The organism is Pantoea sp. SGAir0215 (genome assembly GCF_043543215.1).
Map to the genome: position 1 here is coordinate 3,589,046 of NZ_CP028031.1, position 13,584 is coordinate 3,602,629.

Sequence of the window (13,584 nt, forward strand, 5' to 3'; positions counted from 1 at the left end):
GCCAGCAAAATACTAGAATAAGCCTCCATATTGTTATACTTATCTTCGACAACCCCAAGATGTAGTGTTTATCCACAACATTATTCACAATGAATATGCTGTGTATAAATCGGGATTTCTTTTAATTATTGGATACTCACGCAAAGGTAAAAACGCGACATGAACCAAAGTCTGCTCGTTACTAAACGCGATGGCCGCCAGGAGCGCATTGATCTCGACAAAATTCACCGTGTCCTCGACTGGGCAGCTGAAGGGCTGAACAATGTGTCGGTTTCACAGGTAGAGCTGCGTTCCCACATTCAGTTTTATGATGGCATCAAAACCTCTGACATCCATGAAACGATCATCAAGGCCGCTGCAGACCTTATTTCTCGCGATGCCCCTGACTATCAGTATCTTGCCGCCCGTCTGGCGATCTTCCACCTGCGTAAAAAAGCGTACGGCCAGTTTGAGCCACCCGCACTGTACGATCAGGTCGTTAAGATGGTTGACCTGGGCAAATACGATCGCCATCTGCTGGAAGACTACAGCCGTGAAGAGTTCGAGCAGATGGACGGCTTCATCGACCACTGGCGCGACATGAATTTCTCGTACGCGGCCGTGAAACAGCTGGAAGGCAAATATCTGGTTCAGAACCGCGTCTCCGGTGAGATCTATGAAAGCGCCCAGTTCCTGTACATTCTGGTAGCCGCCTGCCTGTTCTCAGGCTATCCGCGTGCGACCCGCATGGATTACATCAAGCGTTTCTACGATGCGATTTCCACGTTTAAAATCTCCCTGCCGACGCCAATCATGTCGGGAGTGCGTACGCCAACCCGTCAGTTCAGCTCCTGTGTCCTGATTGAATGTGGCGACAGCCTGGATTCCATCAACGCGACCTCCAGCGCTATTGTGAAATACGTTTCACAACGCGCAGGTATTGGTATTAACGCGGGTCGTATCCGCGCGCTGGGCAGCCCGATTCGCGGCGGTGAAGCTTTCCATACCGGTTGTATCCCGTTCTACAAGCACTTCCAGACGGCGGTGAAATCCTGTTCGCAGGGCGGCGTCCGTGGCGGCGCAGCGACCCTGTTCTATCCGATGTGGCATCTGGAAGTGGAAAGCCTGTTAGTCCTGAAAAACAACCGTGGTGTGGAAGGTAACCGCGTGCGTCACATGGACTACGGTGTGCAGCTCAACAAAATGATGTACCAGCGCCTGCTGAAGGGCGAGGACATCACGCTGTTTAGCCCGTCAGACGTACCTGGCCTGTACGATGCGTTCTTTGCCGATCAGGACGAATTTGAACGTCTTTACACCAAATACGAACAAGACAGCAGCATTCGTAAGCAGCGTGTGAAAGCGGTGGATCTGTTCTCGCTGATGATGCAGGAACGCGCCTCTACCGGCCGTATCTACATCCAGAACGTTGACCACTGCAACACACACAGCCCGTTTGACGCCAGTATTGCGCCAGTACGCCAGTCGAACCTGTGTCTGGAAATTGCGCTGCCAACTAAACCGCTCAATGACGTCAACGACGAAAACGGTGAGATTGCGCTCTGTACGCTGTCAGCATTTAACCTTGGTGCGATTGACAGCCTGGACGATCTGGAAGAGCTGGCAACGCTGGCCGTACGCGCGCTGGATGCACTGCTGGATTATCAGGATTACCCGATTCCGGCCGCGCAACGGGGTGCGATGGGTCGTCGTACGCTGGGCATTGGCGTCATTAACTTTGCTTACTACCTGGCGAAGCACGGTGTGCGCTACTCCGACGGCAGCGCGAATGGCCTGACGCACAAAACGTTTGAAGCCATTCAGTACTACCTGCTGAAAGCCTCAAATGAGCTGGCTAAAGAGCAAGGCGCCTGCCCGTGGTTCAATGAAACCACCTATGCACAGGGCGTGCTGCCGATTGATACCTACAAGAAAGATCTGGATGCGATTTGCAACGAGCCGCTGCACCTGGACTGGGAAACCCTGCGCGAGCAGATTAAAACCCACGGCCTGCGCAACTCGACGCTTTCTGCCCTGATGCCGTCTGAAACCTCGTCGCAGATTTCAAACGCCACCAACGGTATCGAACCGCCGCGCGGCCATATCAGTATTAAAGCGTCTAAAGACGGTATCCTGCGTCAGGTGGTGCCGGAATATGAGCGTCTTAAAGATCAGTACGAACTGCTGTGGGATATGCCGTCCAATGATGGCTACCTGCAACTGGTTGGCGTAATGCAGAAATTCATCGATCAGGCGATTTCGTCAAATACCAACTACGATCCGTCGCGCTTCCCGAATGGCAAAGTGCCGATGAAGCAACTGCTGAAAGATCTGCTGACCGCCTACAAGTTTGGCGTGAAAACGCTCTACTACCAAAACACCCGTGATGGTGCGGAAGATGCGCAGGACGATCTGGCACCTTCTATTCAGGATGATGGCTGCGAAAGCGGCGCCTGTAAGATCTGACGGTCGGGCGGGAGCCTTTCCCGCCCACATTTTTCCGCGAGGCCGGTGCTGAGCCTCGTCTACCATGGACAGTTTTTTATGGCTTACTCCACTTTTTCACAAAACAAAAATGACCAGCTGAAAGAGCCTATGTTTTTCGGTCAGTCCGTTAACGTGGCGCGCTTTGATCAGCAGAAATACGATATCTTTGAAAAACTGATCGAAAAGCAGCTTTCGTTCTTCTGGCGTCCTGAAGAAGTCGATGTCTCGCGCGATCGCATCGACTACCAGGCCCTGCCCGATCATGAAAAGCATATCTTCATCAGCAACCTGAAATACCAGACGTTACTGGACTCGATTCAGGGACGCAGCCCGAACGTGGCACTGCTGCCGCTGATCTCGATTCCGGAACTGGAAACCTGGATCGAAACCTGGGCGTTCTCCGAAACGATCCACTCTCGCTCGTACACCCACATCATTCGCAACATCGTGAACGATCCGTCTGTAGTGTTTGACGATATCGTCACCAACCAGCAGATTCTGGCGCGTGCGCAGGACATCTCTAAGTACTACGATGACCTGATTGAGATGACTAACTACTGGCATTTGCTGGGTGAAGGTACGCATCAGGTCAATGGTAAGTCCATTACGGTTAACGTGCGCGCGCTGAAAAAGCAGCTGTATATTTGCCTGATGAGCGTCAATGCGCTGGAAGCGATCCGCTTCTACGTCAGCTTTGCCTGCTCTTTTGCGTTTGCTGAGCGAGAACTGATGGAAGGCAACGCCAAAATCATCAAGCTGATTGCACGCGACGAAGCTCTGCACCTGACCGGCACCCAGCACATGCTGAATCTGCTGCGCACCGGTGAAGACGATCCTGAAATGAAAGAAATTGCCGCCGAATGCCGTGAAGAGTGCTTCGAGCTGTTTAAGAAAGCGGCCTTACAGGAGAAAGAGTGGGCAGATTACCTGTTCAGCGGCGGCTCCATGATCGGTCTGAACAAAGATATCCTGTGCCAGTATATCGAATACATCACCAACATTCGTATGCAGGCGGTTGGCCTCGATCTGCCGTTTGAAACGCGCTCGAACCCGATTCCCTGGATCAACGCCTGGCTGGTGTCCGATAACGTTCAGGTTGCCCCGCAGGAAGTGGAAGTCAGTTCTTACCTGGTGGGTCAGATTGATTCAGAAGTGGGCGAAAACGACTTCGACGACTTCCAGTTATAACGATGAGCCGTTCTGTTGTTATTCTGCGCAGTTCCGGCACCCGACTGGAGTGCGCAGACGATCATCCTAATCTGTTGACCATGCTGGAAGCCAACAACCTGTGCGTGGAGTTTCAGTGCCGGGAAGGTTACTGCGGCTCCTGCCGTATGCGGTTACTGCGCGGCGAGGTCGACTACGCGGAAACCCCGCTGGCCTTTATTGAACAGGGGGAGATCCTGCCCTGCTGCTGTAAGGCGAAAGGTGAAATCGAGCTTGAACTCTAGTGGTTGAGCCAAAGCGTTTAAAAAAACCGTCATCCCAACCGGATGACGGTTTTTTTTCGCCGGGTGCTGACTCAGGGGATACGGGCAATGACTTTGATTTCAAAATCGAATCCTGCCAGCCAGTTAACGCCGACCGCCGTCCAGTTAGGATAAGGTGGCTGCGGAAATATCGCTTTTTTCACTTCCATAATGGTAGCGAACTGCGTTTCAGGGTCGGTATGAAACGTGGTGACATCAATAAGATCATCGAACGAACAGCCTGCCGCCGCCAGTGTCTGGCGCAGATTCTCAAAGGCCAGTTGCACCTGAGCAGCAAAATCCGGTTCAGGCGATCCGTCCGTGCGACTGCCAACCTGACCCGAGACGAACAGCAGGTCGCCCGAGCGGATCGCAGCGGAATAGCCATGCCTTTCATACAGCGCATGACGGCCCGCCGGGAAAACTGCTTCACGATTGCTCATTGTTTTACCCTCTGGTGAGTTGTTATCAGGAAATCATGCGCCTCATGACGACATGATTTAATCTACTTCCCGTATGTGAAATAAACCACACATACGCCCCGTATGTCAATTTCAGATACGCGACGTATACGAAAAGGAGAGAACCATGGCAGGACGACCTCGTGCGGTCACGATGGAAGAAAATCGCCTTAAACTGATTGCCGCCGCACGTAAAGCCTTTGCCGAAAAGGGGTTTGCTGCCGCGTCCATGGATGAGCTGACGGCGAGCGTTGGTTTAACGCGCGGTGCGCTTTATCACAATTTTGGCGATAAACGTGGCCTTCTCGCCGCTGTGGTCGCGGAAGTCGACAGTGAAATCGCCCAGCGTGCAAAAGCGCGCGCGGCCAGTGCGGGCGACAGCTGGAACCAGTTGCTGGCGGAAGGTATCGCCTATATCGAGATGGCGCTGGACCCCGAAGTGCAGCGTATTGTATTACTGGATGGCCCGGCCTTTCTTGGCGATCCCTCCCTGTGGCCCAGCCAGAACGCCTGCCTGACCGCAACCCAGCATGCACTGGAGGAGATGGTCACGAGCGGCGTGCTGAAGCCCGTGGATGTTGAAGCCGCTGCCCGCTTGCTGAATGGTGCGGCGTTTACTGCCGCCTTGTGGGTGGCCGCCAGCGCCGAGCCCCAGGCCACGCTGGCTAAAGTCACAGCGACCTTTACCGTGCTGGCGACGGGGCTACGGCGCTAAACAGCGTGTTAGTTGAGGAAACGCGGGGAGCAGAAAAAGAAGGCGGTCGGTGCCGTTTGGCACCGGTCCGTTTTTTTAATGCTTGATAGTTTCAAGCACATCAATCCAGCCGTGCCCTGTGCTGACCTCGCTGCCGTGTAACCAGCGCCGCAGCATGTTCATTGCCATCATCGCCACCACTTTCTGACGGGTTTCCAGGTTGTGACGTCCACTATTGAATTTAACACGTTGTCCCCAGGTCGCTTCCGGTGTATGGAGCGCCACAGAGATCGCGTCTTCGCTCAGGCTGCCGACGGACAGGGCAAGCTGAGTCTGCAAGCGCGTCGCCAGCGCCTGGGTGCGCATGACCTGAACATCCAGACTCTCGTCCTGCTGCGGCAGAATTTCGCTGGCGCTCAGGGGCACGTCAGCCGAAGCCAGTTGCCAGTGAAGTAACCCTGCGGTGTACTGTTCGCTGATCGCCAGCCGCCAGTGACGTTGATGCAGTTCCCGCGCCAGCAGTGCAGGCAGCCCCTCAGTGCCTTCAAATATCGTACACTCGGCCAGCAACAAACGTACCTGCTGCCAGACCTGCTCCATCGCGACGCGCTGTTCGGCTGGCCCCGTAAGTTTGATTTCGATAATCGGCATGGAAGAACGGTAGCCCATCAGCACGTTCTCTGGCAGCGGCAAGGGTTCCAGTTCATTCGCAATGTCGCTTTCTCCCCGGCCAAAGGTGGTCAGCCGCAGGCAAACGGGCGGTTCAGGCAGGTCGAACTTCGCTTTCAGACGCGGAATGATTTGTTGTTCGACCATCACCTTGAATTCAGAGGGAACGCCTGGCGTAAAGAACATCCAGCAGCGATTGAGTTGCAGGGCAAAGCCACAGGCGGTGCCGACCGGGTTATCCAGCATTTCGGCGTTAGCGGGAATTTCTGCCTGTTTACGGTTGCTCTCAGCCATAACCCGTCCGCGGCTGGCAAACCAGGCTTCCATCGTTTCCAGCCAGGCTTCCTGCATCACCAGCCCTACCCCGCTCGCTTTGGCCGCGGCCTGGGCGCTAAGGTCGTCAGTGGTTGGACCCAGTCCACCATTCACGATGAGCACGTCCGCCTCAAGACTGCGGGCCTTTAGCGTTTCCACCAGCGACGACATTGCGTCACCCACCGTAGTCCGGCTGGTCATTGGCAGCCCGTGTTGAAATAACACATCAGCCAGCCAGGCGGCGTTGGTATCGACGATTTGTCCATGTAACACTTCATCGCCCGTGGACAGCATTTCAACTCTTATCACATTCATTCTCCTTGTGCCTGTCGCTTTACTTTAGAAAGCCCCTGAACAAAACACAATCTGCGGACAGGAATTAACCGGGTAACGGCATTTTCAGGCAGGTGACAGAAGTGCGGAAGAACCAGAAAGGGAGAACGGACAGGACAGCGCCTGCCCGTTTTAGGCGATTGAGATTAGCGACGCGCCAGCAGCAGGCCTAATACCAGCCCTGCAGTAGCACCGATGCCAATGCCCTGCCACGGTTTTTCATGGACGTAATCATCAGCACGGTACGCGGCCTGTTTGGCACGGTAGTAATAGCTATCTGAGGCCTGGCTGACACGTGATTTAACATCTTCCAGCGCGCGTTCAGCTTTGGTTTTCAGTTCGATATATTTCTGATCGGCCGGATCACCTGATGACTTCAGCACTTCTTCCAGCGTTTCAGTCAGCAGTGCGATATCGTCGTCATAGCCCGTGTCGAAAGATTCAGTCTGTTTTACCATCATTTCCTCCATGTGAATTGCAATGCACCTGGTTAACTATAGCCATAAATGAGGGCTTTGCGCGGCCCCTTACCAGGAATCACCTGAAAATCGGCGCAAGGAAAGCGCACGCGCGTCAACTTATGGCAGGCTGTGATTACGCAAAGAAGTGTAAGAGATGACTTGCTTAAAGCAATTTCGCTTCGTTTATTTGATTTATCTGATAAATTTTCAGCGAACTGAATTTTTATCTAAGCCGACTGTCGTACCCTGCTGTTGCCTGTAATAATCAGGCTCTGTGCTTCGACACGACAGTCACAACAAACTCGAAAAGCTAAGGAATGATCTCCGGCATGAATCGAAGAATGTTTATGAAAGCGTCAATGGCCTTCTCCGCGGTGAGCGGTATGACAGGCTTATCAACGCTATTCGCGCAATCCGCCTGGGCAGATGATGGCATTGCTGACGGAATCGCAGTGCGCTTCGATTTCGACGAGTTAAAAAAGAACGCGGCCGCACTGGCCAAAAAGCCGTGGGGTGGTCCACCGGGCCCGCTGCCGCAAACGCTGGCTAACCTGACGCCGCAGGCTTACAACGATATTCAGTACGATGCTAATCACTCGCTGTGGAACAACATTCCGAATCGCGAGCTTGATGTGCAGTTTTTCCACGTCGGCATGGGCTTTAAACGCCGCATCCGCATGTTTTCCGTCGACAGTGCCAGCCGTGAGGCACGCGAAATCCACTTCCGCACCGAGCTGTTTAACTACAACGATGCGAAAGTCGACACTAAACAGCTGGAAGGCAAAACCGATCTGGGGTTTGCGGGCTTCCGTGCCTTTAAAAAACCCGAACTGGCCCGCCGCGATATCGTCTCCTTTCTCGGTGCCAGCTACTTCCGTGCTGTCGATGATACTTACCAGTACGGCCTGTCCGCGCGTGGCGTCGCCATTAACACCTTCAGCAATGGTCAGGAAGAGTTTCCGGACTTTACGGCGTTCTGGTTTGAAACGCCGAAAGCCGAAGACACAACCTTCACCTGCTATGCCTTACTGGATGGGGCCAGCATCACCGGCGCATACAAGTTTGTGATTCACTGCGAAGCCGAACGCGTGGTGATGGACATTGAGAATCATCTCTTTGCCCGCAAGGATATTCGTCAGTTAGGCATTTCGCCGATGACCAGTATGTTCAGCTGCGGCACCAACGAGCGTCGGATGTGTAACACCTACCATCCCCAGATTCACGACTCCGATCGTCTGGCAATGTGGAGCGGGAAAGGGGAATGGATTGCCCGTCCGCTGAATAACCCTCAGCGCCTGCAGTTCAACGCCTACGAAGATGAAAATCCGCGTGGTTTTGGTCTGCTTCAGCTTGATCATGACTTTGAGAATTATCAGGACGTGATTGGCTGGTATAACAAGCGGCCAAGCCTGTGGGTGGAACCGGTTGGTAAGTGGGGTAAAGGTGCCATCAACCTGATGGAAATCCCCACGACCGGTGAAACGCTCGATAACATCGTCTGCTTCTGGCAGCCCGCCGAACCGATCAAAGCGGGCAACGCGTTCAGCTTTTCGTACAAACTCTACTGGAGCGCACTGCCGCCCGTACAGAGCCAACTGGCGCGCGTGGATGCAACCCGCACCGGCATCGGCGGCTTCCCCGAAGGCTGGGCGCCAGGCGAGCACTTCCCGGATGTGTGGTGCCGCCGTTTTGCTGTCGACTTTATCGGCGGCGATTTGCAGGCCGCCGCACCAAAGGGCATTGAACCGGTGATTACCGTGTCCTCCGGCACCTTTAAGCAGGTTGAGATTCTGTATGTTGAGCCGATCAAAGGGTACCGTATCCTCTTTGACTGGTATCCTGACAGCGACAGCGTACAGCCCGTAGAGATGCGTCTGTTCCTGCGCACCAAAGACGAAACGCTGAGCGAAACGTGGCTCTATCAGTATGTGCCGCCCCCGCCAGACCAGCGTAAATACGTTGACGATCGCCAGATGACCGTCAGCTAACACGGCCATCTCACGGCATAATGCATCTCAGGCCTGGCGCCGGGATGCATTTTTTTTGCGTGCGTGAAAAGAACACGCGACAGTCTGAGGGAGGAATAAAACCGTCAGGCCGTTAGCGCGGTTTATTTCCCCCCTGCTCTGCGCATATCAATATGGGGAATACCGTCCTCAAGGTAGCTGTCGCTGACCGCGACAAAACCGTGACGCTGATAAAACCCCGCAAGATGTGCCTGGGCAGAAAGAAACTGTGCATGCTCCGGCCAGTGCTGTTCACAGCTGGCTATCGCCTGCATCATCAACTGGTTACCTAAATTCAGGCCACGGGCTTTGCTGGAGATGATGACGCGCCCAATTTTTACCTCTGTCTCGGCGCGCCGGGGCGACAGGATGCGCGCATAGGCCAGCAGGTCATCCTGCGCCATGCCGAGGAGGTGACGATTCTCGCCCTGCAAATCCTGACCATCCACATCCAGATAGGCGCACTGCTGCTCCACGACGAAGACTTCACAGCGCAACGCCAGTACTGCATAAAGCTGCGGGACGCTTAATGCCTGCTGGTGCAGATCCAGCCAACTGATATGCATGTCTCATCCTCATTCAATAACCGACCCCTCACTGTAGCCTGCTAGCGGCTTTGCAGCCAGTGTTGATAACGCGCAGGCCAGGCCATGGTGGGTGTGCCGGGTTTCCCCATACCAAAACCGTGCCCGCCGGTTGGGTAGCGGATCATCTCCACATTTACGTGATGTTGCTGACAGGCTCGCGCCATGATCAGCGTGTTGTGGGGATCGGATATCGGGTCATCTTCGGCCTGCACCAGAAAAAAAGGCGGTGATGCTGCTGTCACCGTATTCTGCACCGACCAGGCGGCGTCTTCTGCCGCCGTAGGATGCGCCCCCAGCAAAACGCGGTGAGTAGATGTGTGCGTATAAGGCGCTTCCAGCGTAATGACGGGATAAATCAGCGCGGCACCGTCAACCTGAACAGGTGCGCTGTCCTGTGCCTCTGTCACCGCCCCCATGCGCGCGCCCATCGGGCTGATGGCCATCCCGAGCAAATGCGCACCGGCCGAAAACCCCAGCACCGTTAACCCTGTTGCCTGCGCTTTGACCAGTTGCAGGGCACGCAGCGCATCCTGCAGGGCAACCCGGTTACCATCGCCCCAGTGTTCGGACGGCAGACGATAACGCAATATCGCCGCAGTGTAGCCGCGCGCCGTTAACCAGCGAGCCGCGGGCCAGGCTTCTTTTGCCACTTCTATCCGTTTATAGCCGCCACCGCCGGCGATCAGGACAACGTGACCGTTCCCCATGCCCGGCCGTAAGACGGTTAAGGTGGGTACGGCGATATGACGCTCTGCGCCTGAAGGCGATGTCTCAACCGGCCCCTCTGGCCCGCCACCGCCGGGTGGCGTGCCGGGCCAAAGGGGAATAACGGTTTGGGCGACAGCGGCCCGCGCGGCGAATGACAGTGTGCTTTTTGCCGTCAGCAGCGTTGCGGTACACCCCAGCAGAAAATGTCGGCGATCCATAAGCAATGCTCCCCCTTATCTGTTCGCCCCATTTCAGCACGAAACTGTGGAAACAGAATGAAGATGCAGAATGAAAACGAAGAGAAAAGCGGACGCGACGTGATATTGCGAAGGCTATGCAAAAATCACCTGTGTCGATTTTCAGACAAAAAAAATCAGGCCCGAAGGCCTGATTGATCGCAACAGCGTGACATTACATCAGCGGCTGGGCCATCTGCACCAGTCTGATTAATGGCTGCGGATAAACGCCCAGCACCAACACCAGAATCGCGGAGATCAAGACAACCACGCCACCGGCGGTGAAGGCCCAGTTGGCTGGCGTATCGCGGCTCAGCAATTCAGGCGGGCTGAGATAAAGACTGACGGTAACGCGTAGATAATAGTAAAGACCAATCGCACTGCCGACCACCACCGCACCGGTCAACCACCACAGGTTGGCGCTCACGCCAGAGGCAATCACGTAGAATTTACCGATAAAGCCCAGCGTCATGGGGATACCCGCCAGCGACAGCATCATCACGGTCATCACGGCCGACAGAATCGGACGGTGCCAGAACAGCCCGCGATAGGAGTAAAGTGAATCGGCATCCGGGCCACGATAAGGACTGGACATCAGGCTTACCACACCAAACGCGCCGAGGCTGCTGAACAGGTAACCGGCCAGGTAAACCCCTGCGGTTTCCAGCGACAGCTGATGATCTTTCACCGCAATCAGCGCGACCAGCAGATATCCCAGATGCGCAATAGAAGAGTAACCCAGCAGGCGCTTGATATTGCTTTGCGAAATCGCCATCAGGTTACCGAACAGGATGGAGACAAAGGCAATCACGGCCAGTACTGTCCGTACGGCTTCGCTGTCGGTCACCGGCGCGTACATAAACAGGCGCATGATAACACCGAAGATCGCAATTTTGCTGGCGGTAGCAAGGAAAGTAGAAACCGGTGCGGGTGCGCCCTGATAAACGTCCGGCGTCCACAGATGGAATGGCACCAGTGACAGTTTAAAGCCCAGACCGATAATCAACATGCCCAGACCGACCAGCAGCAGCGGCTCCTGAATCATGCTGTCCGTCAGACTTTTACCCAGGCTGACGAAGCCCAGGTTGCCCGAGTCAGCGTAAATCAGCGCGATACCAAACAGCAGGAAAGACGATGCCGCCGCCGACAGGATGGTGTATTTCAGGGCCGCTTCCAGCGAACGTTTCTGACGGAAGGCGTAACCAATCAAACCAAACAACGGCAGTGACAGCAGTTCAATCCCGATAAACAGTGATGCAAGGTGGTTAGACGCTGACAACACGATACCGCCCAGTGCAGCAATCAGAACCAGCAGATAAAACTCGTCCTTGTTGTCCGGGAACGTGGCCAGCCACGGATAGGCAAAAGTACAGGTTGCCAGGCTGGCGAGCATCACCAGGGCGGTATAGAACATCGAATACGCGTCTACACGCAGCAGCGGCGTGACATCCATCGCGCCAACCTGACCGACAAAATACAGTGACAGCAGCGCCAGGTTCAGGCCAACCACTGTTAGCGTGGCGTTAACAAAGTGGTTGCGTCGCCAGGCAATGGACAGCATCACAACCACCACCGTCAATCCGACGATTAACAGCGGCAGCAACGCGATCAATTGTTGAGGAGTTATTGTCATGGCGAATTACGGCCTTGTAGTTGAAATTGAAGCGGTAAACCACTGCTGAATATTGCTCATTGCAGCATGTGAGGTATCCAGAATCGGCTGAGGATAAACACCCAGCAGCACCAGCAGGACCACGAGCACCCCAATGGTCAGGAATTCACGCGCCGACATGCCCGGCAGCGGATCTTTCGATTTCGCTTCACCGTAGTAGGCACGTTGCATCATCACCAGCGAATAGACCGAGGCGAAAACCAGGCCAAAGGTCGCAATCACGATAATGACCGGAACGATCTGGAAACTGCCGGTCAGGATCATGAATTCCCCGACGAAGTTACCCGTACCTGGCATACCCAGATTGGCGACAGCAAAGAACAGGGATAACCCTGGAATCCATTTAATGCGCGACCACAAACCGCCCATCTGACGCATATCACGGGTATGCAGACGTTCGTAAAGCTGTCCGCACAGGATAAACAGCGCCGCTGCTGACAGGCCGTGCGCGATCATCTGTACAACCGCGCCCTGGAAGGCCAACTGGCTACCGGTGTAAATCGCAATCAGGACAAAGCCCATGTGCGAAATCGAGGTGTAAGCGATCAGGCGTTTGATATCCGTCTGCGAGAACGCCATCCAGGCACCGTAGAAAATCCCGATGATCCCTAACCACATCGCGATCGGTGCAAACTCTGCCGAGGCGTTTGGAAACAGCGGCAGGCTGAAGCGCAGTAAGCCGTAGGCGGCAGTTTTCAGCAGGATACCCGCCAGGTCAACTGAACCTGCGGTCGGAGCCTGACTGTGCGCATCAGGCAGCCAGCCATGAAGCGGGACAACCGGCATTTTCACCGCAAACGCGATGAAGAAGCCCAGCATCAGCAGGTACTCCACGGTGTGCGACATTGGCGTCTTCAGCAACTGCTCGTAGTTGAACGTCCAGACGCCCGTGGCGTTGTAGTGAACAAACACCAGCGCCAGAATCGCAATCAACATCACCAGACCGGATGCCTGAGTATAAATAAAGAATTTGGTCGCGGCGGTAATACGGGTTTTACCGTCCGATGCTTTATGTCCCCACAGCGCGATGAGGAAGTACATCGGCACCAGCATCATTTCCCAGAAGAAGAAGAACAGGAACATGTCAATGGCGAGGAACACGCCGATAACGCCGCCCAGGATCCACATCAGGTTCAGATGAAAGAAGCCCTGATACTTTTCAATTTCGTTCCAGGAACACAGCACTGCCATCAGGCCGAGCAGTCCGGTCAGCACCACCATTAACAGCGAAAGGCCATCAAGCGCTAAATGGAAATTAATGCCGAAACGGGGAATCCAGGGTACTGAGAAGCTCGATTGCCACTGCGGAATACCCGCTGCCTGCGTCAGTGAATAGCCCCCCTGCAACCAGAGTTGCAGCGAGAGCGCCAACGTCAGCCCCATGGTGATCAGTGCGATCCAGCGAGGCACCTTCGCGCCGAAGCGCTCGGTGAGCCAGCAGACGAAACCACCGAAGAAGGGTATGAAAATTAGCCAAGGTAATAACACGGCATACTTCCCTTTTTTT

At 54.7% G+C, this 13,584-nt stretch carries 12 protein-coding genes; 5 read left to right on the forward strand and 7 right to left on the reverse strand.

Going from position 1 to position 13,584, the window contains the following annotated elements; genetic code table 11:
* Positions 1-159: 159 nt before the first annotated feature.
* The 3 genes from nrdA to yfaE all read left to right on the forward strand — a co-directional run bounded on the left by nrdA (position 160) and on the right by yfaE (position 3,917).
* The gene (nrdA, locus tag C1N64_RS16715) at positions 160-2,445 is read left to right on the forward strand and encodes a class 1a ribonucleoside-diphosphate reductase subunit alpha (RefSeq protein WP_033740614.1); all 2,286 of its coding nucleotides are present in this window, start codon (positions 160-162) and stop codon (positions 2,443-2,445) included.
* 78 nt (positions 2,446-2,523) lie between these two features.
* Positions 2,524-3,654, forward strand: coding sequence for a class Ia ribonucleoside-diphosphate reductase subunit beta (gene nrdB, locus C1N64_RS16720; protein ID WP_006120006.1), 1,131 nt, complete (start codon positions 2,524-2,526; stop codon positions 3,652-3,654).
* Positions 3,655-3,656: 2 nt separating this feature from the next.
* Entirely contained in the window at positions 3,657-3,917 is a 261-nt protein-coding gene (gene yfaE, locus C1N64_RS16725; RefSeq protein ID WP_006120007.1) for a class I ribonucleotide reductase maintenance protein YfaE, read from the forward strand.
* Between the two features lie 71 nt (positions 3,918-3,988).
* Here yfaE and C1N64_RS16730 read toward each other — a convergent pair whose 3' ends face one another.
* Positions 3,989-4,378 (reverse strand): RidA family protein, encoded by a 390-nt coding sequence (locus tag C1N64_RS16730; protein WP_006120008.1) that lies wholly within the window; start codon positions 4,376-4,378, stop codon positions 3,989-3,991.
* Between the two features lie 145 nt (positions 4,379-4,523).
* On the opposite strand from C1N64_RS16730, the gene C1N64_RS16735 reads away from it, so the two are divergent.
* Positions 4,524-5,111 carry a TetR/AcrR family transcriptional regulator gene (locus tag C1N64_RS16735; RefSeq protein WP_006120009.1) on the forward strand — a complete coding sequence of 196 codons (588 nt, stop codon included), beginning with the start codon at positions 4,524-4,526 and terminating at the stop codon, positions 5,109-5,111.
* Between the two features lie 75 nt (positions 5,112-5,186).
* Here C1N64_RS16735 and C1N64_RS16740 read toward each other — a convergent pair whose 3' ends face one another.
* Together C1N64_RS16740 and elaB are read right to left on the reverse strand one after the other, a co-directional pair.
* On the reverse strand, positions 5,187-6,383 hold the full coding sequence (locus tag C1N64_RS16740) for a nicotinamide mononucleotide deamidase-related protein YfaY (protein ID WP_006120010.1): 1,197 nt from the start codon (positions 6,381-6,383) through the stop codon (positions 5,187-5,189).
* A gap of 170 nt (positions 6,384-6,553) precedes the next feature.
* Entirely contained in the window at positions 6,554-6,865 is a 312-nt protein-coding gene (elaB, locus tag C1N64_RS16745) for a stress response protein ElaB (protein WP_033740963.1), read from the reverse strand.
* 332 nt (positions 6,866-7,197) lie between these two features.
* On the opposite strand from elaB, the gene C1N64_RS16750 reads away from it, so the two are divergent.
* A complete protein-coding gene (locus tag C1N64_RS16750; RefSeq protein ID WP_006120012.1) occupies positions 7,198-8,856 on the forward strand; it encodes a glucan biosynthesis protein D in 1,659 nt (552 codons plus the stop codon).
* Positions 8,857-8,978: 122 nt separating this feature from the next.
* On the opposite strand, the gene C1N64_RS16755 is transcribed toward C1N64_RS16750, so the two are convergent.
* From C1N64_RS16755 to nuoM, 4 genes are all read right to left on the reverse strand, one after another.
* The gene (locus C1N64_RS16755) at positions 8,979-9,440 is read right to left on the reverse strand and encodes a GNAT family N-acetyltransferase (protein WP_039339662.1); all 462 of its coding nucleotides are present in this window, start codon (positions 9,438-9,440) and stop codon (positions 8,979-8,981) included.
* A gap of 41 nt (positions 9,441-9,481) precedes the next feature.
* Positions 9,482-10,387, reverse strand: coding sequence for an alpha/beta hydrolase (locus C1N64_RS16760; RefSeq protein WP_394515012.1), 906 nt, complete (start codon positions 10,385-10,387; stop codon positions 9,482-9,484).
* Positions 10,388-10,580: 193 nt separating this feature from the next.
* Complete coding sequence (gene nuoN / locus C1N64_RS16765; RefSeq protein WP_006120015.1) at positions 10,581-12,038, reverse strand: NADH-quinone oxidoreductase subunit NuoN; 1,458 nt, start codon at positions 12,036-12,038, stop codon at positions 10,581-10,583.
* A gap of 6 nt (positions 12,039-12,044) precedes the next feature.
* On the reverse strand, positions 12,045-13,565 hold the full coding sequence (gene nuoM, locus C1N64_RS16770) for an NADH-quinone oxidoreductase subunit M (RefSeq protein WP_033740623.1): 1,521 nt from the start codon (positions 13,563-13,565) through the stop codon (positions 12,045-12,047).
* Positions 13,566-13,584: the final 19 nt, after the last annotated feature.